Raw genomic sequence first — 22150 nt, 5'->3', positions numbered from 1 at the left:
CGCGGGACTTCTACCTTTGCACTCGGCGAGCGGAGCGGCTGACCGGTACGAAGCATCGGTGCGCAGAGCGCGCCGTTCACCGCGCCTCCGGCGCGGGCGGCGAGGACCCACGTAGGAGGTCCGACGCCGCTTTTTCCGCAAGTTTTTGCCGCGGGGCGCGCGCGCAGCGCGCACCCCACAGCGCAAAAAGTGCCTAGTAGAACTCGCGGACGAGGTCGGTGGCGCCGTCGGGTGCGCCGTCCGGAATCTCGGCCATGTTCTCGGTGACGCCGTGGGCTTCGTGGTACGGGACGGAGTTTTCGTCCTGGTAGAGCACGCCCATGTACTCCTTGTCGGCGTTGAGGATGGCGTCTTTCGCCTGGTCGTAGTCGTGGCGGTCGTAGTCGTCCTCCTCGGAGAGGTCGACGAGGCTGTCGCGGAAGTAGTCGTACGTGTCCACGTCGTTGAACGTCACGCACGGGCTGAACGTGTTCACGAGGCTGAAGCCGTCGTGTTCGACGGCTTCCTTGACGATTTCCGTGTGGCGCATCGCGTCCGAGGAGAAACTCTGAGCGATGAACGAGCCGCCGGCAGCCATCGCGAGCGCGAGCGGGTTCACGGGCGGCTGCTTCGGGCCTTCCGGCGTGGTGGACGTCTCGAAGTCCGGTCGGCTGGTCGGCGAGGCCTGCCCCTTGGTGAGGCCGTAGATGCGGTTGTCCATGACGACGTACGTCACGTCGACGTTCCGGCGGACGGCGTGGATGAAGTGGCCCGCGCCGATGGAGTAGCCGTCGCCGTCGCCGCCCGCGACCATCACTTCGAGGTCGGGGTTCGCGAGTTTGACGCCGGTGCCCACCGGGAGCGCGCGGCCGTGGACGCCGTGGAGCGCGTACGACCGCATGTACGTGCCAATCTTCCCGGAGCAACCGATACCCGCGACGACGAACGTGTCGTCCGGCGAGTTACCGGTCTCCGCGAGCGCTTTCATCATGCCGTTCATGGTGCCGAAGTCGCCGCAACCCGGACACCACGTCGGCTGCTTGTCGGACTTGAAGTCGGTGAATCGGACGTTCTCTGAGCTCATGCTAGGGCCTCCTTGATGTCGGCGGCGAGTTCGTCCGCCTTGAAGTCGACGCCGTCGTACTTGTTCACGCGCTCGACGCGTTCGAGCACGTCGTGTTCGACGACGTCGGCGAACTGTCCCGTGGCGTTGGCTTCGACGACGAGCACCTCGTCGGCGGCCTGCACGTCCTCGGTGAGGTCGGGACGCGGGAAGATGTACGGCACGGAGATGACGCGCACGTCGATGTCGTCCTCGTCGAGGTAGTCGAGGGCTTCGACGAGTGTCCCCTCGTTGGACCCCCACGAGATGACGAGGTTGTCGGCGTCGGCGTCACCGAACTCGCGGTAGTCGAAGTCCTCCTGTTCGCGAGCGGTGTCGACCTTGCGGTAGCGCTTGTCGACCTGTTCGACGCGCACGTCCGTGTCCTCGGTGCGGCGCCCGAGTTCGTCGTGTTCCAGACCCGTACTCATGTGGACGCCGCCCTCGGTGCCCGGCAGCGCGCGCGGACTGACGCCGTCGGCGGTGACGGCGTGGGGCTTGAACTGGTCTTTTTCGTTCTGCCAGGCGGAAATCTCGTCCTCGTCGACGACCTTCCCGCGGTCGATTTCGACCTCGTCCATGTCGAACTCGTCCGGTTCGTACGTGCGCTCGGTGACCGCCATCGAGAGGTCGGCGGTGAGGTAGACCGGAATCTGGTACTTCTCGGCGAGGTTGAACGCCTCGACGGTCTTGTGGAAACACTCGGAGACGGAGGTCGGTGCGAGCACGAATCGCGGAATCTCGCCGTGACCGCCGTACAGCATCATGTTCAGGTCGCCCTGCTCCTGTTTCGTCGGCATCCCCGTGGAGGGACCCGAGCGCATCACGTTCGTGATGACCAGCGGCGTCTCGCTGGTGGCGACGAGGCCGAACGTCTCGGCCATCAGGTCGATGCCCGGACCGGACGTCGCGGTCATCGCGCGAGCGCCGGCGCGGGCGGCGCCGAGCGCGAGGTTGATGGCGGAGAGTTCGTCCTCGGCCTGAACGACGTGCCCGCCGAACTGGTCGATGCGACCGGTGAGGTACTCCATCACGTCCGTCGCGGGCGTGATGGGGTAACCGGCGTAGAATCGGCAGCCGGCGGCGATGGCGCCCATGCCGATGGCTTCGTCGCCGTTCAGCAGGACGTAGTCCTCGTCCGTGGTCTCCAGTTCGTAGGAGAACTCCACGTCGTCGAACTCGTCGGCGACGTACTCGGCGCCGAGGCGCGCGGCTTCCTTGTTGTTCTCGACGATCTTCTCGCCCTTGTCGCCGAAGCGCTTCTCGAGGGACTCGTCGAGGTTCTCGATGGGGAAGTCGGCGACCTCGCAGACGGCGCCGAGCGCGACGATGTTCCGCATGATGGCGCCGCCGGCGTCCTCGGCGAGTGCCTTCAGCGGGACGTCGAGCCCCGTGGTGTCGTCGGGCGCTTCGAAGTCCGAGAACTCCGTGCGGTCGCCGTCGTAGATGATGACGGAGTCCTCGTGGAGTTCGTCGATGTTCTCGTCGACAGTGCGCTCGGTGAGCGCGATGAGGATGTCGAGGCGGTCGACCACGCTCGCCACCTGGTCGACGGACGTTCGGACCTTGTAGGCCGTGTAGCCACCTCGGATGCGGGACGCGAAGTCCTTCGAGGTGAACACGTGCCGGCCGGCGCGCGAGAGCGCCTGCGCGAAGATTTTGCCGGTCGAAGCGATTCCATCGCCGGCTTCGCCGCCGATGGCCCAGTTCAGGTCGTCGTGCATGTGACTCGGGGTAGCCGGGCCGCCAGCAAAAAGGCTTCTGAAGGCGTACCTCGCGCGAAAACCGACCGAACGGACGCACTCGGTGGTACAACTGGACGTGCGTCTACCAGTACCACGCACCGGCAAACGCGCGGTTGGTGCGCCGGTCCGAGGCGTGAACCCCGGAAGTTGTGCTCGGCGCTCGTCCGGGAAGCGAACCGATTAGGTGCGTGCGGGGCCACGCCGCGGTATGGACGAGACAGCCGTCGCCGTGCGGTCGGTTCGGGACGTCGGCCCGGACACCGTCGCGGTGACCTTCGAGACGCCCGCGGGATTCGTCGCCGAACCGGGACAGTTCGTGCGAGTGCTCGCCGAGTTCGAGGGCGAGGAGGAGGGACGCTACTACACGCTGTCGTCGCCGGACGTCGCGGAGACGTTCGAGGTGACGGTCGGCGTCGACCCCGAGGGGACACTCGGGCCGTGGCTCGCGGACCGAGAACCCGGCGACGAGGTCCGCATCGAGGGGCCGTTCGGCGACGACTACTACGAGGGCGAGGACAGCGTCGTGTTGCTCGCGGGCGGCCCCGGCGTCGGGCCCGCCATCGCTATCGCGGAGCGCGCCCACGACGCGGGCGCCGACGTCACGCTCGTCTACCAGGACGACGAACCCGTCCACGAGGACCGCCTCGCGGCGCTCGCGGACACGGGCGTGACCGTGGTCGTCGTCGCGGCCGACCTCGCCGACGCCGTCGCGTCGGTCGCCGGTCGCACCGACGGCGTCCCGTTCGTCTACGGGTTCGCGGGGTTCTGCGAGGACGCGCTGGACGCGCTGACCGCCACCGGCTTCGACACCGAGGCGGCGAAAGTCGAGAGTTTCGGCCCGGCGCCGTAGCCGGCACGTTCGGCGTCGAGTGAGTGCGGAACGGCCACATGAACTAAAACGATGCCCGAAGACACTGACCGTGTGTCCGCTGCAGGAATCGACGACCCCGTCGGTCGGCAACTCGCGGGCCTCGAACGGGAGTACGGCTCTTTCGACGTCCACACCGAGGAGACGGTCGTCCCGCGTGCGGCGTTCACGGACTGCCTGCGCGCGTCGGAGGCCGGGAATCTCGGCGGCGCTCGGGTGCTCGTCGAGCGCGACGGGAGCGTGTTGCTCGTGCGCTACGAGCACTCGCCGGCGGTCTGGGACCTCCCCGGCGGGTCGACCGAGCGCGGCGAACGCCTCCGTGAGACCGCGCTCGCTCGCGTCGAGGCCGACGCGGGGGTGCTCGCCTCGCTCTCGGACGTGGTTCGCGTCGTCAAACAGCGATTCGCGCTCGTGGAGGGCGGCGACGGCGTCACGGGACTCTGGGTGTTCTTCGAGGGCGAGGCCGACGACGACGCCCTCGAACCCGGCGACGACGTGGCCGAAGCCGCGTGGTTCGACGCCGCCGACCTCCCGGACGCCGTCGCGCCCGAGGTCGCCGACCTGCTGGGTTAGTGTTCGACGAACTCGATTAGCGCCCCGCCCGTGTCTTTCGGGTGGAGAAAGGCGACGTCGTGGCCCCACGCGCCGTCTCGCGGTTCGTCGTCGACGAGTTCGACGCCGGCGTCCCGCGCCGTCGCGAGCGCCGCCTCGATGTCGTCGGTGGCGAGCGCCGTGTGGTGGATGCCGCCGCCGTTCTTGTCGAGATACCGGCCGATTGTCGTGCCGTCCTCGACGGGTTCGAGCAACTCGAAGTAGCCATCTCTCTCCAGTTCGAGGAACACGACGCGCAGGCCGTCGAACGTCTCCTCGTGGGCGACCGGCGCGTCGAACAGTTCGGTGTACAGTTCGGCGAGTCCGGCGGCGTCCTCGGTGGCGACGCCGACGTGGTCTACGTGCATACGCGAGGCGAGGCGGTCGCCGGCCATCAAGCCTGCGGCGCGCGCTCGCCGACTACTCGGGGGCGGGCAGGTCGACGGCGACGCCGGTCAGGTCCTCGGAGACGCTCCAGAGGCGGCGCGCGGTGTCCTCGTCGCGGGACCGGTCGCTCGAATTCTGTTCGGCGGGGTGGCCGCGCATGTTCAGGAGGCCGCCCGGCCCGACGTACTCGCCGCCGTCGATGCTTGGGTCGGTCGCGGCGTAGAGGAGCGGCCACGCGCCGCGCTCGGCGCTCTGTGCGAGCACGGCGTTCGCGGCCTTCATCGCGAGCAGGCGGAGCCGCGACCCCTCGGCCTCGGGGCCGCGGCGCTGGAGGTTCGTGTCCGCGTAGCCGGGGTGGCAGGCGACGCTCGCGACGCTCGCGCCCGCGGCGCGCAGGCGGCGGTCGAGTTCGTACGCGAACAGCACGTTCGCGAGTTTCGACTGCGCGTACGCCTCCCACTTGTCGTAGTCGGCCTCGTGTTGGAGGTCCTCGAAGTCTATTCGGCCGCGCTCGTGGACGCCGCTGGACTGCGTGACGACCCGGGTTCGGCCCTTCGTCCCCCGGAGCGCGCCGAGCAGGCGGCCGGTGAGCGCGAAGTGCCCGAGGTGGTTCACGCCGAACTGCGTCTCGAAGCCGTCCGCTGTCTCCGAGCGCGGAATCGCCATCACGCCCGCGTTGTTGCAGAGGACGTGGAGCGAGTCGTACTCGGCGTCGTACCAGTCGGCGAACGCGCGCACCGAGTCGAGGTCCGCGAGGTCGAGTTCGCGCACCGTCAGCGACGCACCCGGGTACTCGTCGGCGATGGCGTCCCGCGCGTCCTCGCCGCGGTCGGTGCTCCGGCACGCCATCACGACGTGTGCGCCCCGCGCCGCCAGCGCCGCCGTCGCCTCGAAGCCGACGCCGCTGTTCGCGCCCGTCACCACGACGTTCCGGCCCGCCTGCGACGGCATCGCCGTCGGAGTCCAGTCACTCATGGCGCGTGCTTTGCGGGCCAGTGACAAAGTAGGGTCGTCTCGGTCCGCGTCGCCGCGGCCGTCAGACCGCCGCGCCGGGTTCGTGCTCGCCGAACACGTCCCGGAGCGCGTTACAGATTTCGCCGACGCTCGCGTACGCCTTCACCGCGTCCACGATGTACGGCATCACGTTCTCGTCGCCCTCGGCGGCCTCCTTCAGGTCGGCGAGCGCGGCCTCGACCGCTTCGTCGTCGCGGTCGCCCTTCACGTCGTCCAGGCTCTCGATTTGCCGGCGCTCGTCCTCCTCGCTGACCTCCTCGATGTCGGTCTCGGGGTCGTCGTCGACCTCGAACTCGTTGACGCCGACGATGACGCGCTCTTTCTCCTCGATCTCGCGCTGGCGCTCGAACGCCACGTCCTGAATCTGGCGCTGTACCCACTGGTCCTCGACTGCCTGGCGCATCCCGCCGCGGTCCTCGGCCTCGCCGAGAATCTCGCGCGCTTCCTCCTCGATGTCGTCGGTGAGAGACTCGATGTAGTAGGAGCCGGCGAGCGGGTCGATGGTGTCGGCGGCGCCCGACTCGTGGGCGAGAATCTGCTGGGTGCGAAGCGCCGTCCGCACCGAGTCCTCGGTCGGAATCGAGAGCGCCTCGTCTTTCCCGTTCGTGTGGAGGCTCTGCGTGCCGCCGAGCACCGCGGCGAGCGCCTGGTACGCGACGCGGACGATGTTGTTGTCGATCTGCTGGGCGGTCAGGGTGGAGCCGGCGGTCTGCGTGTGGAACTTCAACTGCTTCGATTTCGGGTTCTCGGCGTCGAAGCGCTCCTCCATGATGGCGGCCCACATCCGGCGCGCGGCGCGGAACTTCGCGACCTCTTCGAGGATGTTGTTGTGGGCGTTGAAGAAGAAGGACAACTGGGGCGCGAACTCGTCGACGTCCAGTCCGGCGTCGAGCGCCGTTTCGACGTACTCGATGCCGTCGCCGAGCGTGAACGCGACCTCCTGAGCCGCGGTCGCGCCCGCCTCGCGGATGTGGTAGCCCGAAATCGAGATGGTGTTGAACTTCGGCGTCTCGTCGGCGCAGAACTCGAAGATGTCCGTGATGACGCGCATCGACGGCTCCGGCGGGAAGATGTAGGTGTTGCGCGCGATGTACTCCTTCAGGATGTCGTTCTGGATGGTGCCCCGGAGTTCCTCGCGGTCGACGCCCTGCTTGTCGCCGACCGCGATGTACATCGCGAGCAGGACCGACGCGGGCGCGTTGATGGTCATCGACGTGCTCACTTCGTCCAGCGGGATGCCGTCGAAGACGGTCTCCATGTCCGCGAGCGTGTCGATGGCGACGCCGGACTTCCCGACTTCGCCCTGGGCCATCGTCGCGTCGGAGTCGTACCCCATCTGGGTCGGCAGGTCGAACGCCATCGAGAGACCGGTCTGCCCCTCGTCGAGCAGGTAGTGGAAGCGCTCGTTGGTCTCCGCGGCGGTGCCCATCCCGGCGTACTGGCGCATCGTCCACAGCCGACCGCGGTACATCGTCGGGTAGACGCCCCGGGTGTAGGGCTCCTCGCCGGGGAACCCGAGGTCCTCGTCGTAGTCGGTGTCGGCCACGTCCTCGGGCGTGTACAGGGGGTCGACGGTCTGCCCGCCGGTGTCCGTGGTGAACTCCTCCTTGCGCTCCCCGAACCGGTCGAGCGTGGGGCCGAGCGTGTCCTCCTCCCACTCCTCGCGGCCCTCGCGTATCGCCGCGAGGTCGTCCTCGTCGTACATGCGTGAACGCAGGCGGTTCACCGTCTTAATGGTTGTACGTTCCGGCGACTACCGCACGACGACGCGCTCGGCCTCGGGGTCGACGGTCGCCTCGCGCCCTATCGGGAGCGGCGCAATCGGGTTCGTGTGCCCCCAGTCCAGCCCCATCACGACGGGGGCGTCGGGGTTGTATCGCTCGACCTGCTCGGCGACCGCGTCGTAGACCGCCTCACGGTACGCGTCGCGGTCACCGCGGGGCGGGTCGGCGACGTGGCTCCGCGTGGGCGGTCGGCCGAGGAGAACGGCGCCGAAGCGCTCTAACAGGCCGCGTTCGCCCATCGCCATCAGGCTCCCGCCGACGTCACCGGGGAGCGGGACGTACTCGGAGGTCTCTACGCAGAGAATCTGGCCGTCCAGTCGCGCGGGGTCGGGGAGGTAGCGGTCGCTGGCGAGATGCCAGTCTACGATGGACAGACAGCCGCCCCAGAGCCGCCCCGTCGCGGACTCGTCGCCGCCCGCCCACCGCCAGCCGGGGTTCGGTTCGTACTCGGGTCGCTCGCCCATCAGACTCGGGTCGGTCCACCAGCGACTCGGCTCGTCGGTCCACGCCTCGCTCGGTTCGAGTTCGCCGAGCGTCTCCTCGAAGAACGCCCGCCGGCAGTAGCGCTCGGTGTACTCGGGGACGCCGCCCGGCGTCGCGATTTCGTTCAGCAACTGCGCGCCGTTGTAGGAGACGACGCCCTCGCGCCAGAGGTAGAGGCCCACGTTCGAGTTGTCGCTCATGCCGTAGAACCGCGTCGCGTGCTCGCGGAGCACGTCGCCGTCGAGGTGTTTCAGCACGCGCAGTTGGTCGGCGCCGCCGATGGTCGCGAACACCCCCGAAATCTCGGGGTCGCGGAACGCCGCGTGGAGGTCGGCGGCTCGCGCCCGCGGGTGGTCGGCGAGGAAGTCGTTGCCCTGTCGCGCCGTCGGGTACACGACGGGTTCGAGGTCGAAGGTGTCGCGGAGGCGGTCGAGGGCCAGTTCGAGGAGGTGGCGGGCGTCCTGTGCGCCGCCGGATGAGGGCGCGAGGACGGCGACGCTGTCGCCGGGTTCCATCGCTGGCGGCGTGACGAACTCACTGGGCATACTGGGGTGACCGGGTCCGGGCGGCAAAAGCGTTCAGTGTGCGTGGGACGTCTTCACGCAGTCAGCGCTCGGAGTACGCCGCCGGCCGAGAGCGCGAAGCCGGTGACGACGGCGAGGAAGCTGCTGCCGCCGAACAGTCCGACGAGAGTCAACTGGATGCCGGACAGGACGAACGCGATGCCGGTCAGGGCGGGCCGCAGGTCGCTAGTCGGACTCGCGGCGTCGACTGGAGGGGCGTCGCTCATGTGTGGTCGGACTCCGGAGTGCGAAAAATGCGTGGCGGTATCGACCGGCTATCAGCCGCCGGTGTCGTACTTGTACGTCGCCGTGTCCGGGTCGATGCCGAAGTCCTCGGCGGACTCCTCGTCGCCGTCGTCCTCGTCGTCCGCGAACCGCCGGCGGAGCCGGTCCGGCATCTCGAAGTCGGCGAACGAGAGGTACAGCGACTCGGCCTCGGGCTGGTACTCGCGGACCGCGGCGAGGCGCTCCGGGAGCGGCGCCGGCAGGTCGCTCTCGTCGACGCGCTCGAACCCGAACTGCGTCAGGTAGTCGCCCTCGTCGGTGAGCGCGTACGCGCCGTCGATGCCCTGTGCGCCCGCCTCCTCCACGAGGTGTTCGAGGAGGTGGGCGCCGACGCCGCGACCGCGCCAGTCCTCGCGCACGCCGATGTTCGTGAACTCGCAGACGCGCTCGTCGTCCGCCGTCGCGTCGCCCGAGTGAACCCGGAACCGCGCGAACCCGGCGCGCTCGCGGGTGTCCTCGTCGACGGCGAGGACGTAGTCCCGCGAGCGGAACGCCGGGTCCTCGAACCCGAACTCGTCGAGGCGGTCTAGCAACCACACCTCCTCGTGTTTCTTCGCGTCGCGGGCGTACATCACACCCAGACGTTGGACGGCCCTCGGAAAAGCGTTTGCGGGGCGACGAGTGGAACCGCTGACATCACTCGCAGGCGACCGACTTCGCGACGCTCACGAGCACGTCCACCGGGACGCCCTGCCCGCGGACCGTGTACCGGTAGTCGCCGCAGTTCCACGACACCGACGTCGTGGAACCGACCGACACCGCGGCCTCCGTCTCGCCGAGTGACACCGTGCGGTCGCCGCGCGCCGGGAACGTCCGACTGTACTTCGCGACCGACAGGCTCCCGGTCTCGCTGACGTACTGCACGCCGACGCCCGACACCTCGCCGTTCGTCTTCGACGCGTACGCCAGCCGGAACGACACCGGGACGTCCGGCCGGGGAACCGCGAGGTCGGTCGCCTCGCGCAAGCGGTCGACTGTCGCGTACGTCGTCTGCTCGGGGGTGTCGAGCGTCTCGACGGTGGCGTTCGCGGGCGCGTCGAACGCGAACGCGTCGTCGCCGAGTCCGGGGTCGAACGTGACGTTCTCGTAGGTCGTCGTCACCGACGCCGACTCGCCGCCGTCGGCCCACTCGGTGCGCTGTTTCAGCGGGAAGAAGTGTTCCGCGTCCACCCAGAGCGTCTGCTCGAAGTCGCTCGCCGCGCCCGCCGCTTCGCTTACGCGCAGAACGTACGCTTCGCGGCCGTCCACGGTCGCGGTGCCGTCGAACGAAATGCGGAGGTGGCCCGCGTCGGTGGCCGTCGGCGTCGGGCCGTCGTCCGTCCGCGGCACGACCGGGAGCGGGGAGACGCTCGCGGTGGTCGACGCCGAACCGTCGGGCGCGGTGACGTTCAGTCGCTCGAACAGCGCCTCGATGCGGTCGCCGGGCGTTCGCGGGTCGACCGGCCCGGACAGTCCGAATCGCGCCACGGCGTTGGCGTCCCGGTCGTAGAGCGCGAGCGCGGAACCGTTGGCCACCACCAGTTCGTACCGTCGGTCGGTGGCCGCCTCGACCGCGATGTGCCGGTACTGGGTGCCGGGCCGGAGGCGGACCTCGGCGACCGTCCGGTGTGTCTCGCCGCCGCGCTCGACGACCGTGGTGCGGGTCGCCTGCAGGCCGTCGACGTCGTCGTACGCCTCGCTCGCGTCGAGCCCGATGGGGTCGGGCGTCGGCGCCCCCGGCGACCCGAACGCCAGCACGCCGCCGACGGCCGCCGACGCCGCGAGCGCGACGGCGAGCGCTACGGCGACCAGCGGGGACCGCGTCGACGCTCCGTCCGCGCGCATACACGTTCGAGTCCGCGTGACAGTCTCTTAGTGGTTGTGAACTGGCGGGGTCGCCGGCCCGAAACTGCGAAACTACTTTCACCCGAAGGAAAGTGTTGCCACACATGGATTCGCTCGACGAGGTGGACGAAATCGTCCACGAGCCGACCCAGGAGTTCGTCGAGTCCACGAACGTCTGGCAGTTCATGCAGGCCCACGACGTCGCGGACTACGACGAACTCATCGAGCGCACGACCACCGACCTCGACTGGTTCTGGGGCGAACTCCCGGACTACCTCGGGTTGGAGTTCCACGAGCGGTGGGACGCCGTGCGCGACGAGACGGACGGCCCGCAGTTCACGCAGTGGTACCCGGGCGCGAAACTGAACGTCGCGCACAACACGCTCGACCGGCACGCGCGCGTGAATTCGGGGACGCGCAACCACGTCGCGTGCATCTGGGAGGGCGAGGGCGGCGAGGTCCGCCAGCAGACCTACCACGACCTCCACCGGCAGGCGAACAAGGTGGCCAACGCCCTGACCGACCGCGGCATCGGCGAGGGCGACACGGTCGGTCTCTACATGCCGATGGTGCCGGAGGTCCAGAGCATCCTCTACGGCATCTTCAAGGTCGGCGCCATCGCGGTCCCCATCTTCTCCGGGTTCGGCGTGGACGCCACCGCCACGCGCATCGAGGACTCGGAGTGTTCGGTGCTGTTCACCGGGGACGGCTTCTACCGGCGCGGCGACGAGATTACGCTGAAGGAGACCGCCGACGAGGCCATCGAGCAGGCCGGCCACGTCGAACACACCATCGTCTACGACCGCCTCGGCATCGCGGACAGCGAGGACAAGACCCTGCGGTGGACGCGCCGCGACGAGTGGTGGGACGAGACGGTCGCCGAACAGGACGACGAGTTCGAGACGCGCGTGATGGACGCCAGCGACCCCTGTATGCTCCTGTACTCGTCGGGAACCACGGGGAAGCCGAAGGGCATCGTCCACACGCACGGCGGCGCGCTCGTCCAGCCCGCCAAGGAGATTCACTTCGGGTTCGACCAGAAGCCCGGCGACCGCTTCTTCTGGGTGTCGGACATCGGGTGGATGATGGGGCCGTGGACGCTCATCGGGAACCACGCGTTCGGCGGCACCATCGTGATGTACGAGGGCGCGCCGGACTACCCCGAACCCGACCGCTTCTGGGAGATGATAGACCGCCACGGCGTCACCCAGTTCGGCATCTCGCCGACCGCGATTCGCGCGCTCCGCAAGTACGGCGACGACTACGTGGAGGGCCACGACCTCTCCACGTTGCGCCTGCTCGGGTCGACAGGCGAACCGTGGGACCCCGAGTCCTGGCAGTGGTTCTACGAGGAAATCGGTGGCGGCGACACGCCCATCATCAACATCTCCGGCGGGACCGAGGTGTTCGGCTGTTTCCTGATGCCGATGCCGATTCAGGGACTCAAGCCCTGCACGCTCGGCGGTCCCGGCCTCGGGATGGACATCGACATCGTGGACGAGGACGGCGCGAGCATCGCGGACGAGCACGAACGGGGCTACCTCGTCGCGCGGTCCTCGAACCCCGCGATGACAAAGAGCCTCTGGAGCGGCGACGAGCGATATCTCGAGGAGTACTGGTCGCGCTTCGAGGACGTGTGGAACCACGGCGACTGGGCCCAGAAGGACACCGACGGCTTCTGGTTCCTGCACGGGCGCGCCGACGACGCCATCAACGTCGCCGGGCGCAAAGTCGGTCCCGCCGAGGTGGAGGGCGCGCTCATCGACCACGCGGACGTGAATCAGGCCGCCGCGGTCGGCGTCCCCGACGACACCACGGGCGAGGCCGTCGTCGCGTACGTGATTCTCGAAGACGGCGTCGAGGTCGCGGACGCGCTCCGCGAGGAACTCCGCGAGCACGTCGGCGAGGAACTCGGCAAGCCGTTCCGCCCGCGGGAAATCCTGTTCGTCGACGAGTTCCCGAAGACCCAGTCCGGGAAAATCATCCGGCGCGCCATCGAGGGCGCGTACACGGGCGAGGACATCGGCGACCTCTCCAGCATCGAGAACCCGGACGCGCTCGCGAAACTCAAGGAAGCCCGCTAGAAATTTCTTAGAGGTCCCCGAGCAACCCCTCGGGCCGCAGTTTCTCGCCGTACTTTCGGAAGTCGTCGACGTGGAGCCAACACACCCGCGCCGTCTCGCCGGACTCGGGGTCGTAGACGGTGAACCCCTCCTCGGCGTACACCCACGTCGCGTCCGCGTCCGCCTCGAAGACGCGCACGCCGTCGTACGTGCCGAGCGGCGAGAGGCCGTTCAAACCGACGCCGAGCACGTCCGAGAACTCCTGCTCGACGGCGCCCTCGGGCGACTCTCCGTCGCCGACTCGCCGACCGAGCGGCCGGAACGCGCGCTCGCCGTCGAAGACCTCCTCGACCAACAACTCCTCGTCGCGACGCACGACACAGCGCGCGGTACCCGTCATGGAACCGACCGGACCACAGCCACGCAAAAAAGCGTTATTCTTCGGCCCACTCGCGGCGCAACAGACCGTACTCCACGAAGTCCCGGTACGCGCCGTCCACGAACTCCGCCTCGCGGTGTCGGTACTCCTGCGTGAACCCCAGCGATTCGAGGACGCCGCGGGACGCGTCGTTGAACGCGAACGCGCCGGCGCCGACGCCGTGGACCGACGACGTGCGGAACGCGAGGTCGACGAGCAGGGACGCCGACTCGCGACCGTAGCCCTCGCCGTGGTACTCGGGGAGCAGCCAGTACGCGAGGTGCGCGCGCTCGGTGTCCACGTCGTAGGCGTGTACGAGGCCGATTCGCGTCGTGTCGTCCTCGTCCGGGTGACCCTCTGGGGCGTCCTCGTCGTCCAGACAGACGACGTACGCGAGGCGGTCGCTCCCCTCGTCGTACTGCTCCACGAGGCTCTCCGCCTCGGCGCCGCTGAAGTGAGTGGGCATCCCCAACGGGTACCGGAGGCGGGGGTCGGTCGCCGCGCGCTGGCGGAACTCGGCGTCCTCGCGCTCGACCGTGCGGAACGTCACGCGCTCGCCGCGCGCCACGACCGGCCCCGGCATCTCAGCCCTCCCACTCCCGCCGGAGCAGGTCGTACTGGACGGTGTCACGGTAGTCGCCGTCGATGAACCGGGACTCGCGGCGGCGCGCCACCTCCTCGAACCCCAGCGATTCGAGGAGGCCCCGGGACGCCTCGTTGAAGTCGTAGGCGCCCGCGGTGATGCCGTGGACGGCGAAGTTCCGGAACACGTAGCCGATGCCGGTCTCCGCCATGTCGCGGCCGTAGCCCTCGCCGTGGAACTCGGGGAGCAGCCAGTACGCCAGCCACGCCCGGTCACCGTCGACGTTCCGGGCGGAGAAACACCCGATGGGCGTCGTCTCCTCGGGGTGACCGGGCGCTCGGTCGTCATCGACGCACGCGACGAACACCGCGTTGCCGTCGCCCTCCGCCCAGTGTTCGAGTCCCTCCTCCTGCTCGGCGAGCGACCGGTGGTGGAGGGCGCCGTACGAGTACCGGATGCGGGGGTCGGCGCTCGACCGCTGGACGAGCGGCGCGTCCTCAGATTCGACGGTACGGAACACGACGTCGTCGCCCTCGGTGACGAGTGTCCCCGGCATCAGTCCTCGCTCCACTCCTCGCGGAGCAGTCCGTACTCGGTCACGTCCCGGTACTCGCCCTCGACGAACTGGACCTCGCGGCCGTACCCCTCCTCGACGAAGCCAGCGCCCTCGACGACGGACGCCGCGTAGTCGTCGCCGCCAACGACGGTCGCGCCGACGCTGTGGGCGTCGTACGTGCGGAACAGGGAATCCAACACCAGTTCGAGTGCGGCCGCACCGACGCCGTCCTCCCGGCGCTCGGGCGGAATCCAGAACGCCAGCGACGGCCGGTCGCGGTCGACGTGGTGGCCGTAGACGAACGCCACGCGCGTCGTCTCGTCGTCGTCGGGGTGGTCGTAGTCCGCGCTGTCGTCGTCCCGACACACCATGTAGCCGACGTTGTCGCCGTCCTCGACCTGCTCCTCGATGAGTTCCTCGACCTCGGACTCGGTTTTCGCGGTGCTCTCGTGGAAGCCGAGGCGAGCGAACGGGTCCGCGAACAGTCGCTGGACGAACGCCGCGTCCTCGCGCTCGACGGTGCGCAACACGAGGTCGTCGCCGACCTCGACGATTGGTCCCGGCATCAGTTGTCCTCCCACTCCTCGCGGAGCAGTCCGTACCACACCACGTCGACGTACTCGCCGTCGCGGAACCGGGCGTCTCGAAGCGTCCCCTCGTGGGTGAATCCGAGATTCTCCAACACGCCGACAGACCCCTCGTTCGGCGCGAACGCCTGGGCCTGCAGGCCTCTGATCTCGTGTGCCGAGAACGCGTAGTCGACGAGCAGTTCGACGGCCTCGGTACCGTAGCCGTTCCCGTGGTACTCCGGGAGCACCCAGTACGAGATTTCGGGGCGCGTGTGGTGGAGGTCCATCAGCGACACCTTCCCGACGGGCGTCGGGCCGTCGCCCTCGCCGTCGACGCAGACGAGCAGGCTGACGTTCAGAGGGTCGTCCTCGTACTGCGCGACGTGGGATTCGGCCTCTGACTCGTTCTCGGGTTGGCTCAGTCCGAGCGACACGCCCACGTCGGGGTGGTTGTGCCCCCGTTGGACGAACTCGGCGTCCTCGTGTTCGACCGTGCAGAGGGTGACACGGTCGCCACGACGGAAGACTGTTCCGGGCATACCTCTCCCGTCTCAATCCCCCCGTAAATTGGTTCCGCGAGAATGGTTCGCACTCACTCAGGGGCCGCGTCGTCCGGCAGAATCGCGCGCTCCTCGGGGGCGTCTCCGGTCGTCACCGCGACGGTACCGGTCTCCCCGTCCGACGGCAACAGCACCGACGCACCGGCGACCAGCGGCGCGACGACGCCCGCCGCAACCGTTCCCGGATGCGAGAGCGGCGCGCGCACCGCGACGACGTCCTCGCCGTCTAACTCCGCCGCGACCGACTCGGCGGCCGCCACCAGTTCGCCGTGTGTCACGCCCGGCAGGACTCCGGTCGCCGCGGTCACGTCGGGCTCCGGGAACGCGGGGTTCTCGCTCCACACGTCGCGCTCGAAGTGCATCCACGACGGGTCCGCGGGCGGCGACCCCCAGCCGACGCGCTGGCCGCCCGGCGGCAGGTCGTACTCGCCGAGGCGCTCGGTCGGCCCCGCGAGCACGCGGCTCTCGACCACGCGGTCCGGGCCGAACCGAACCGTCGACCCGAGCAGCGCCGCGCCGAAGAACGCGTGGATGGCCTGCGGCGCGGCGACGTCCAGAATCGCCACGCCCGCGTCCTCCCGCACGCCCCGGTGTCGGAGCGCGTTCCCCGTCTTGTAGATGCGAGAGCGCGTCTCCCGCGCGTCGTGTACTCGCCCCGCGCGAACCGCCGGGCGGTCCGGGTCGTCCAACGAACCGACAACGTCAGCGAGCGTCTCCATACCCGACGCTCGGGCCGCCGCGGACTAACGCCTTTCCGTGTTGAGATACGACCGGCTGTCCGGCTGATAACTGAGCATCCGCGAGCGCCGCGAGGCGGCGAAGCCGCCTCGGAACGCGCGAGCGGTTCACTCCGCGAACGTAGTGAGCGGAGGCTTTTTCCCCAAGTTTTTGCAAGCGAGGCGCGCGCAGCGCGCCTCGCATAGCAAAAAGTGGGCTAGAGTGAGTTCTTCAGTTTCTCGAAGAAGCCCTGTTCGACGTCGATTTCCTCGCCGCCGGCTTCCGCGAAGGCTTCGAGGGCTTCGCGTTGTTCGTCGTTGAGGGAGTCGGGGGTGACGACTTGGACGGTGACGTAGAGGTCGCCGTCGCCGCGGCGGCGCAGGCGGGGCATGCCCTTGCCTTGGAGGCGGAAGGTTTCGCCGCTCTGAGTGCCGGCGTCCAGGTCGAAGGTGGCGCCGCCGTCGAGGGTCGGGACTTCGATTTCGTCGCCGAAGACGGCTTGCGGGAAGGAGACGGCGTGGCGGTGAACGAGGTCGTCGCCGTCGCGCTCGAAGTCGGGGTGGGATTCGACCTCGACTTCGACGAGCAGGTCGCCGTTGCGCGCGCCCTTGTCGCCGGGCGCGCCCTCGCCGTCCATGCGGAGCGTCTGCCCGGAGCGGATGCCGGCGGGCACGTCGACGGTGAGCGTCGCCTGCTCGCGGGTCTGGCCCTGCCCGCTGCAGGTCGAACACGTCTCTGAGTGGAGTTCGCCGTCGCCGCCGCAGCGCGAACACTCCTGTCGCTGCTGGACGCGGCCGAGCGGCGTCTGTCGGACCTGCGTGACGTGGCCTTGGCCGTCACACTGCGGGCACGTGCGCACGTCGGCGTCCTCGGGGTAGCCCGCGCCGTCGCAGTCGGGACAGCGCTCGGGGCGGCGCACGGTCACCTGTTTGGTGACGCCGTCGTAGGCCTCCTGTAGGTCGATGGAAAGGCGCGTGCGGAGGTCGCGGCCCTGTTGGGGGCCGCCACCGCCGCGGCCGCCACCGCCGAAGAACTGGTCGAAGATGTCGCCCATGCCGCCGGCGCCCGCGCCGCCACCGAAGGGGTTGCCGCCCATCCCGCCGCGGCCGCCACCGCCGCCGCCGCCCGCGCCGCGCTTCTCGGCCTCGGTGAACCGTTCGTGGCCGAGTTGGTCGTAGCGCTGGCGCTTCTCGTCGTCCGTGAGGACGTCCTTGGCCTTCTGAATCTGCTTGAACTTCTCCTCGGCGTCGGGGTCGTCGCTCACGTCGGGGTGGTACTCCGACACCTTCTCACGGTACGCCTCGAGTATCTCGTCCTCGCTGGCGTCCCGCCCGACGCCGAGAACGTCGTAGAAGTCGTCGCTCATCTGTGCAGACAGAGTAGGGGGAGCCGGTTAGTTCTCTTCGTCTTCGTCAACGTCTTCGAAGTCGGCGTCGACGAAGTCCTCGCCGTCGCCGTCGGCGCCCGCGGCGCCGCCCATGCCACCGGCACCGCCCATGCCGCCCATGCCGCCAGCACCGCCAGCGCCGCCGGCCGCGCCGGCCTGCGCTTCCTGTTGCTGGTAGGCCTGCTTGCCGATTTCCTGGAGCGTCTCGCTCAGGCTCTCGGTCGCGGCTTCGAGTTCGTCGGCGTCGGCGTCCTCGTCGTCGAGGACTTCCTCGACGTTCTCGATTTCGTCGTGAACGTCGGCTTCGAGGTCGTCGTCGACGAGTTCCTCGTTCTCGTCGAGGAGGTTCTCCGCGCGCTGGATGGCCGTCTCGGCCTCGTTGCGCGCTTCGATGCGCTCGCGGCGCTCCTCGTCTTCCTCGGCGTGGGCCTCGGCCTCTTCTTGCATCTCCTCGATCTGGTCGTCGCTGAGGCCCGCGCCGCCCTCGATGGTGATGGACTCGGCGTTGCCGGAGCCCTTGTCCTCGGCTTCGACGTTCACGATGCCGTCGGCGTCGATTTCGAAGGACACCTCGATTTCGGGGGTGCCGGCGGGCGCCGGCGGGATGCCCGAGAGGTGGAAGTCGCCGAGGAACTCGTTCTCGTCGGCGATTTCGCGCTCGCCCTGGAAGACGCGAATCTGGACGCTCGTCTGGTTGTCAGCCGCCGTGGTGAACACCTTCGAGGCGGTGGTCGGGATGGCGGTGTTCTTCTCGATGAGGCGCTCGAAGAGACCGCCTTTCACTTCGATACCGAGCGAGAGCGGCGTCACGTCCACGAGCACGATGTCGTCGACTTCACCGGAGAGGACGCCGCCCTGCACGGCCGCGCCGAGCGCGACGGCTTCGTCGGGGTTGACGTTCTTCTTCGGTTCCTGCCCGACCAGTTCCTCGACTTTCTCTTGGACCTGGGGCATCCGGGTGGACCCGCCGACGAGGATGACCTCGTCGATGTCGCCCTTGTCGAGGCCGGCGTCTTCGAGGGCCTGCTCCGTCGGGCCGACCGTGCGCTCGATGAGGTCCTCGGTGAGGTTCTCGAACGTGGCGCGCGTGACGTCCTGTTCGAGGTGGACCGGGCCGGAGTCGGTCGCGGTGACGAACGGCAGATTGACCGTCGTCTCCTTCCGCGAGGAGAGTTCGATTTTCGCCTCCTCGGCGGCGTCTTTGAGACGCTGGAGGGCCTGCCGGTCGTCGCGCAGGTCGATGCCGTGGTTGTTCTCGAACTCGTCGGCGAGGTGGTCGATGAGGGCTTCGTCCCAGTCGTCGCCGCCGAGGTCGTTGTCGCCGTTCGTCGCGACGACCTCGTAGACGCCCGCGCCGAGGTCGAGGATGGAGACGTCGAACGTCCCGCCGCCGAGGTCGTAGACGAGGACCGTCTGGTCGCTGTCCTCGTCGAGGCCGTACGCCATCGACGCGGCGGTCGGCTCGTTGACGATGCGTTCGACCTCGAAGCCGGCGATTTCGCCGGCGTCCTTGGTCGCCTGCCGCTGGCGGTCGTTGAAGTAGGCCGGAACGGTAATCACGGCCTTCTCGACGTCGTGGCCGAGGTACTCCTCGGCGTCGCGCTTTATCTTCTGGAGAATCATCGCCGAGACCTGCTCGGGCGTGTACTCCTCGCCGTCGAGTTCGACCGCGTAGTCCTCCTCGCCCATGTGGCGCTTGATGGACTCGACGGTCTCGTCGGGGTTCTGCACGGCCTGATTCTTCGCGGGTTTGCCGATGAGTCGCTCGCCCTCGTCGAACGCGACGACCGACGGGGTGGTGCGGTCGCCTTCGCCGTTCACGATGATTTCGGGGTCGCCGCCCTCCATCACCGCGAACGCGCTGTTCGTGGTGCCGAGGTCGATGCCCAGAATCTTCTCACTCGCCATGTTACCCGATTGTAAGCGGCGTTTGGCGTTTAAACCTTGCTAGTGTGACGGTGTACCACGAGCAGGCGTCGGGCCGCAGTCTTGCGGTTTCCGGTATCTCGCCAGATTCGGGTCGTGTAATTTATGATGAACCGGTGGTCAGTCGCCGCGCAGTCGTGTGGTGTTGCCGGGTGCGTACCGTCTGGTCGCCGTCTGGAAACCACGCTTATCCTGTCACGACGTGAACTGGAATCTATGCAGGACAGACGAGCGTTCCTCCGGCGGTGTGGCGTCGCGGCGGTCGCAGTCGCGAGCGCGGGCTGTATCGAAGCCCCGGCGGGCGGCGGTGGGGGCGACGGAACGACCACCGCGACGACGACCACCGCGACGACGACGGCCACGACGACCGAAGCCGGAAACGTCGTGGACGTGGACGCCGGGCCCGAGGGACGCCTCCGGTTCGACCCCGAGGACGTGGACATCGCGCTCGGAGACACGGTCCGGTGGACGTTCCGCAGTCCCGGCCACAACGTCACCAGTCTCCCCGGCGCGTCCGAGAAATGCCGGAACCCGGAGGGCGCGGAGCCGTTCGCCTCCTACGAGGGGGACGCGCACTTCTCTATCAACGACGTCGGCGAGGTGTTCGAGCACACCTTCGAGGTGGCCGGCGAGTACGTCTACGTCTGTGCGCCCCACGCCGGTCAGGGGATGGTCGGCACGGTCACGGTATCTGGTTAGTACCTCGCGGCCTCCGGCCAACCACGTCGGAAGAACGCACTACTGTCGCCTGCGCGAACTGTTCACACGTATCATGACAGAGCGCGATGCCAGCGACAGACCGACCGGCGACCGAGCACGCGACCGCTACCTGAAGCGTCGGCGCTTCCTGGCCGCGACCGGCGCGACCGGCGTCGCGCTCCTCGCCGGCTGTCAGGGGGGCGACGGCGGGCAGGACACCACGACCACCGAGACGACAGGCACGACCGAAGCGACCACCACTGAGACAACGGAGACAACCGAAACCACCACCGAACCCGAGGGACCGTCGCTCGCCGAGAAGTATCCGGGGTTGCGCATCCTCTCGCCGGAGCCCGAGAACGCCGAGGCCGCGGCCCGCGAGACGTACACCGACTTCGTCACGCCCGTCGAGGAGTTCTACATCCGGAACCACTACGTCTCCCCCGAGATAGAGGAGAGCGAGTGGTCGATATCCCTCACCGGGATGGTCGACGAGGAAGTCGACGTGTCGATGCAGGAACTCAAGGAGGAGTTCCCCACGGAGACCGTCTTCCACACGATGCAGTGCTCGGGGAACGGCCGGTCGTACTTCGAGCCACAGGTCGGCGGGAACCAGTGGACGTTCGGCGCCGTCGGCAACGCCGAGTGGACGGGCACGCCACTCTCCGCAGTCCTCGAAGCCTACGGCGCGGACACAGCCGACGACATGTGGGTGTCCGTGATGGGCGGCGACGCGCCGGACGGCGAGGACATCTTCACGCGCTCCATCCCGATGTCGAAGGTGATGGACGACTGCATGCTCGCCTACGAGATGAACGGCCGCCCGCTCCCGAAGGAACACGGCTTCCCGGTGCGCATCCTCGTCCCCGGGTGGTTCGGCAACAACAACGTGAAGTGGGTGAATCGGCTGCACGTGATGGACATGATGGTGTACGGGGACGAGTGGGAGACCGACGAACAGCGCCTCTACACCCACTGGCAGCAGTACTCCTACCGCATCATCCCGGAGGAGGACGACGAGGCCGAGCAGTACCAGTCCATCGACATCTACGACACGTACGACCAGATGCAGGCGACCGACCAGATTCGGAACGCCTACCTCTACGACCAACTCGTGAAGTCGCTCATCGGCTTCCCCGGCGAGGACTCGACCGTCTCGCCGCGCCGCGACGGCACCATCGAGGTGGTCGGCGCCGCGTGGGCGGGCGACGAGACGGTCGAGACCGTCGAGGTGTCGGCGGACGGCGGCGAGACGTGGAACGAGGCGGAGTTCCTCCAGCCGGCGCTCGGCGAGTACACGTGGCGGCTGTTCCGGTACGTCTGGGAGCCCGAACCCGGTGACTACACGCTCGTCTCGCGAGCCACGGACGCCCGCGGCCGCAGCCAGCCGGCCACTGTCTCCGCGCCCGAAGACCAACTCCGCGGCATCCAGAACGACCAGTTCCCGTGGAATCAGGACGGCTACGCGAACAACGCCTACATGCCTCACGCCGTGAACGTCACCGTCGAGTGACGGTCACGCTTCGGTCTCGTCGCCCCCGCTCGCCTCCTCGCCGCCACCCACTCCGTCGTTTTCGTCCGGGTTCACGTCGAGCAGTCGCACCTCGAAACTGAGCCGCTCGTCCGCGAGTTCGTGGTTGAAGTCGATTTCGACGCGCTCCTCGCCCACGTCGGTAATCCAGCCGGTCTGCCCGTCCTCGCTCGCGACCAGTTCGCCCTCGGCCGCGTCGGTGTCGCTGCGCGCTTCGAGGTCCTCGCGCGGGACCGACACCACGCGCTCGTCACTCCGCGCCCCGAACACGTCGCCCGCGTCCACCTCGATTTCTCGGGTCTCGCCCGCGTCCATCTGCCGCACCGCGTCCTCGATGGGCGCCAGAACTTCGCCAGCGCCGACCTCGAACACGAGCGGTTCGTAGTCGCGTCGGCCGTAGTACGCGTCCTCGGCGAGCGCTACGTCCACGTCCGTCGTGTCGACCACCGCGCCCGCGTCCTCGCCGGCGAGGCGCGCGACGTAGTGGACGACCGCCCGGTCGCCTGTGGAGACCAT

At 68.6% G+C, this 22150-nt stretch carries 23 protein-coding genes; 5 read left to right on the top strand and 18 right to left on the bottom strand.

What is annotated here, in order from left to right; all coding sequences use genetic code 11:
* Positions 1-193: 193 nt before the first annotated feature.
* Both LT972_RS10440 and LT972_RS10435 read right to left on the bottom strand, forming a co-directional pair.
* Positions 194-1063: a 2-oxoacid:ferredoxin oxidoreductase subunit beta gene (locus LT972_RS10440; protein ID WP_232570133.1), complete on the bottom strand. Its 870-nt coding sequence runs from the start codon at positions 1061-1063 to the stop codon at positions 194-196.
* A complete protein-coding gene (locus LT972_RS10435; RefSeq protein WP_232570132.1) occupies positions 1060-2805 on the bottom strand; it encodes a 2-oxoacid:acceptor oxidoreductase subunit alpha in 1746 nt (581 codons plus the stop codon). The genes LT972_RS10440 and LT972_RS10435 overlap by 4 nt, the downstream gene beginning before the upstream one ends.
* Before the next feature lie 229 nt (positions 2806-3034).
* Here LT972_RS10435 and LT972_RS10430 point away from each other — a divergent pair, with 229 nt between their 5' ends.
* Positions 3035-3676 (top strand): FAD-dependent oxidoreductase, encoded by a 642-nt coding sequence (locus LT972_RS10430; RefSeq protein ID WP_232570131.1) that lies wholly within the window; start codon positions 3035-3037, stop codon positions 3674-3676.
* Between the two features lie 72 nt (positions 3677-3748).
* Complete coding sequence (locus tag LT972_RS10425; RefSeq protein WP_232570130.1) at positions 3749-4267, top strand: NUDIX hydrolase; 519 nt, start codon at positions 3749-3751, stop codon at positions 4265-4267.
* Here the strand turns inward: LT972_RS10425 and mce are convergent.
* The 7 genes from mce to LT972_RS10390 all read right to left on the bottom strand — a co-directional run bounded on the left by mce (position 4264) and on the right by LT972_RS10390 (position 10625).
* Positions 4264-4653, bottom strand: coding sequence for a methylmalonyl-CoA epimerase (gene mce / locus LT972_RS10420; RefSeq protein WP_232570129.1), 390 nt, complete (start codon positions 4651-4653; stop codon positions 4264-4266). The genes LT972_RS10425 and mce overlap by 4 nt on opposite strands.
* A 52-nt stretch (positions 4654-4705) precedes the next feature.
* Complete coding sequence (locus tag LT972_RS10415) at positions 4706-5647, bottom strand: oxidoreductase (RefSeq protein ID WP_232570128.1); 942 nt, start codon at positions 5645-5647, stop codon at positions 4706-4708.
* Positions 5648-5708: 61 nt separating this feature from the next.
* On the bottom strand, positions 5709-7391 hold the full coding sequence (locus LT972_RS10410) for an acyl-CoA mutase large subunit family protein (protein WP_232570127.1): 1683 nt from the start codon (positions 7389-7391) through the stop codon (positions 5709-5711).
* Between the two features lie 48 nt (positions 7392-7439).
* Positions 7440-8498: a S66 family peptidase gene (locus LT972_RS10405; RefSeq protein ID WP_232570126.1), complete on the bottom strand. Its 1059-nt coding sequence runs from the start codon at positions 8496-8498 to the stop codon at positions 7440-7442.
* Positions 8499-8551: 53 nt separating this feature from the next.
* Positions 8552-8743, bottom strand: coding sequence for a hypothetical protein (locus tag LT972_RS10400; RefSeq protein ID WP_232570125.1), 192 nt, complete (start codon positions 8741-8743; stop codon positions 8552-8554).
* A gap of 51 nt (positions 8744-8794) precedes the next feature.
* The gene (locus tag LT972_RS10395) at positions 8795-9373 is read right to left on the bottom strand and encodes a GNAT family N-acetyltransferase (RefSeq protein ID WP_232570124.1); all 579 of its coding nucleotides are present in this window, start codon (positions 9371-9373) and stop codon (positions 8795-8797) included.
* Positions 9374-9437: 64 nt separating this feature from the next.
* Positions 9438-10625 carry a LolA family protein gene (locus LT972_RS10390; RefSeq protein WP_232570123.1) on the bottom strand — a complete coding sequence of 396 codons (1188 nt, stop codon included), beginning with the start codon at positions 10623-10625 and terminating at the stop codon, positions 9438-9440.
* Between the two features lie 104 nt (positions 10626-10729).
* Here LT972_RS10390 and LT972_RS10385 point away from each other — a divergent pair, with 104 nt between their 5' ends.
* Entirely contained in the window at positions 10730-12709 is a 1980-nt protein-coding gene (locus tag LT972_RS10385) for an AMP-binding protein (protein WP_232570122.1), read from the top strand.
* A 7-nt stretch (positions 12710-12716) separates the two neighbouring features.
* On the opposite strand, the gene LT972_RS10380 is transcribed toward LT972_RS10385, so the two are convergent.
* From LT972_RS10380 to dnaK, 8 genes are all read right to left on the bottom strand, one after another.
* A complete protein-coding gene (locus LT972_RS10380; RefSeq protein ID WP_232570121.1) occupies positions 12717-13088 on the bottom strand; it encodes an NUDIX hydrolase in 372 nt (123 codons plus the stop codon).
* 34 nt (positions 13089-13122) lie between these two features.
* Positions 13123-13689 (bottom strand): GNAT family N-acetyltransferase, encoded by a 567-nt coding sequence (locus tag LT972_RS10375; RefSeq protein WP_232570120.1) that lies wholly within the window; start codon positions 13687-13689, stop codon positions 13123-13125.
* A 1-nt stretch (position 13690) separates the two neighbouring features.
* On the bottom strand, positions 13691-14245 hold the full coding sequence (locus LT972_RS10370) for a GNAT family N-acetyltransferase (protein ID WP_232570119.1): 555 nt from the start codon (positions 14243-14245) through the stop codon (positions 13691-13693).
* Entirely contained in the window at positions 14245-14811 is a 567-nt protein-coding gene (locus LT972_RS10365) for a GNAT family N-acetyltransferase (protein ID WP_232570118.1), read from the bottom strand. Before LT972_RS10365 ends, LT972_RS10370 begins: the two co-directional genes overlap by 1 nt.
* Positions 14811-15353, bottom strand: a complete 543-nt coding sequence (locus LT972_RS10360; RefSeq protein WP_232570117.1) for a GNAT family N-acetyltransferase — start codon at positions 15351-15353, stop codon at positions 14811-14813. The genes LT972_RS10365 and LT972_RS10360 overlap by 1 nt, the downstream gene beginning before the upstream one ends.
* 53 nt (positions 15354-15406) lie before the next feature.
* Complete coding sequence (locus tag LT972_RS10355; RefSeq protein ID WP_232570116.1) at positions 15407-16093, bottom strand: class I adenylate-forming enzyme family protein; 687 nt, start codon at positions 16091-16093, stop codon at positions 15407-15409.
* A gap of 215 nt (positions 16094-16308) precedes the next feature.
* Positions 16309-17457, bottom strand: coding sequence for a molecular chaperone DnaJ (gene dnaJ, locus LT972_RS10350; protein WP_232570115.1), 1149 nt, complete (start codon positions 17455-17457; stop codon positions 16309-16311).
* 27 nt (positions 17458-17484) lie between these two features.
* The gene (gene dnaK, locus LT972_RS10345) at positions 17485-19386 is read right to left on the bottom strand and encodes a molecular chaperone DnaK (RefSeq protein ID WP_232570114.1); all 1902 of its coding nucleotides are present in this window, start codon (positions 19384-19386) and stop codon (positions 17485-17487) included.
* Positions 19387-19620: 234 nt separating this feature from the next.
* Between dnaK and LT972_RS10340 the strand changes: the two genes are divergently transcribed.
* A complete protein-coding gene (locus tag LT972_RS10340) occupies positions 19621-20103 on the top strand; it encodes a plastocyanin/azurin family copper-binding protein (RefSeq protein ID WP_232570113.1) in 483 nt (160 codons plus the stop codon).
* Positions 20104-20176: 73 nt separating this feature from the next.
* Positions 20177-21616, top strand: a complete 1440-nt coding sequence (locus LT972_RS10335; protein WP_232570112.1) for a sulfite oxidase — start codon at positions 20177-20179, stop codon at positions 21614-21616.
* Positions 21617-21619: 3 nt separating this feature from the next.
* Here the strand turns inward: LT972_RS10335 and LT972_RS10330 are convergent, their stop codons facing one another.
* Positions 21620-22150, bottom strand: a complete 531-nt coding sequence (locus LT972_RS10330) for an FKBP-type peptidyl-prolyl cis-trans isomerase (RefSeq protein WP_232570111.1) — start codon at positions 22148-22150, stop codon at positions 21620-21622.

It is taken from the genome of Halobacterium litoreum (genome assembly GCF_021233415.1).
In the GTDB taxonomy this organism is placed as follows: Archaea; Halobacteriota; Halobacteria; order Halobacteriales; family Halobacteriaceae; genus Halobacterium; species Halobacterium litoreum.
Note: the sequence above shows the minus strand (reverse complement) of the source record. Positions and strands in the feature narration are given on the sequence as shown.

Excerpts from the sequence above, each read along its gene's own strand:
- dnaK (WP_232570114.1), bottom strand. The coding sequence starts at position 19,386 with ATGGCGAGTGAGAAGATTCTGGGCATCGACCTCGGCACCACGAACAGC.
- LT972_RS10385 (WP_232570122.1), top strand. The coding sequence starts at position 10,730 with ATGGATTCGCTCGACGAGGTGGACGAAATCGTCCACGAGCCGACCCAG.
- LT972_RS10340 (WP_232570113.1), top strand. The coding sequence starts at position 19,621 with ATGCAGGACAGACGAGCGTTCCTCCGGCGGTGTGGCGTCGCGGCGGTC.
- mce (WP_232570129.1), bottom strand. The coding sequence starts at position 4,653 with ATGCACGTAGACCACGTCGGCGTCGCCACCGAGGACGCCGCCGGACTC.
- LT972_RS10395 (WP_232570124.1), bottom strand. The coding sequence starts at position 9,373 with ATGTACGCCCGCGACGCGAAGAAACACGAGGAGGTGTGGTTGCTAGAC.
- dnaJ (WP_232570115.1), bottom strand. The coding sequence starts at position 17,457 with ATGAGCGACGACTTCTACGACGTTCTCGGCGTCGGGCGGGACGCCAGC.
- LT972_RS10355 (WP_232570116.1), bottom strand. The coding sequence starts at position 16,093 with ATGGAGACGCTCGCTGACGTTGTCGGTTCGTTGGACGACCCGGACCGC.
- LT972_RS10435 (WP_232570132.1), bottom strand. The coding sequence starts at position 2,805 with ATGCACGACGACCTGAACTGGGCCATCGGCGGCGAAGCCGGCGATGGA.
- LT972_RS10440 (WP_232570133.1), bottom strand. The coding sequence starts at position 1,063 with ATGAGCTCAGAGAACGTCCGATTCACCGACTTCAAGTCCGACAAGCAG.
- LT972_RS10365 (WP_232570118.1), bottom strand. The coding sequence starts at position 14,811 with ATGCCGGGACCAATCGTCGAGGTCGGCGACGACCTCGTGTTGCGCACC.
- LT972_RS10330 (WP_232570111.1), bottom strand. The coding sequence starts at position 22,150 with ATGGTCTCCACAGGCGACCGGGCGGTCGTCCACTACGTCGCGCGCCTC.
- LT972_RS10370 (WP_232570119.1), bottom strand. The coding sequence starts at position 14,245 with ATGCCGGGGACACTCGTCACCGAGGGCGACGACGTCGTGTTCCGTACC.
- LT972_RS10410 (WP_232570127.1), bottom strand. The coding sequence starts at position 7,391 with ATGTACGACGAGGACGACCTCGCGGCGATACGCGAGGGCCGCGAGGAG.
- LT972_RS10415 (WP_232570128.1), bottom strand. The coding sequence starts at position 5,647 with ATGAGTGACTGGACTCCGACGGCGATGCCGTCGCAGGCGGGCCGGAAC.
- LT972_RS10390 (WP_232570123.1), bottom strand. The coding sequence starts at position 10,625 with ATGCGCGCGGACGGAGCGTCGACGCGGTCCCCGCTGGTCGCCGTAGCG.
- LT972_RS10430 (WP_232570131.1), top strand. The coding sequence starts at position 3,035 with ATGGACGAGACAGCCGTCGCCGTGCGGTCGGTTCGGGACGTCGGCCCG.
- LT972_RS10380 (WP_232570121.1), bottom strand. The coding sequence starts at position 13,088 with ATGACGGGTACCGCGCGCTGTGTCGTGCGTCGCGACGAGGAGTTGTTG.
- LT972_RS10360 (WP_232570117.1), bottom strand. The coding sequence starts at position 15,353 with ATGCCCGGAACAGTCTTCCGTCGTGGCGACCGTGTCACCCTCTGCACG.
- LT972_RS10400 (WP_232570125.1), bottom strand. The coding sequence starts at position 8,743 with ATGAGCGACGCCCCTCCAGTCGACGCCGCGAGTCCGACTAGCGACCTG.
- LT972_RS10375 (WP_232570120.1), bottom strand. The coding sequence starts at position 13,689 with ATGCCGGGGCCGGTCGTGGCGCGCGGCGAGCGCGTGACGTTCCGCACG.
- LT972_RS10405 (WP_232570126.1), bottom strand. The coding sequence starts at position 8,498 with ATGCCCAGTGAGTTCGTCACGCCGCCAGCGATGGAACCCGGCGACAGC.
- LT972_RS10335 (WP_232570112.1), top strand. The coding sequence starts at position 20,177 with ATGACAGAGCGCGATGCCAGCGACAGACCGACCGGCGACCGAGCACGC.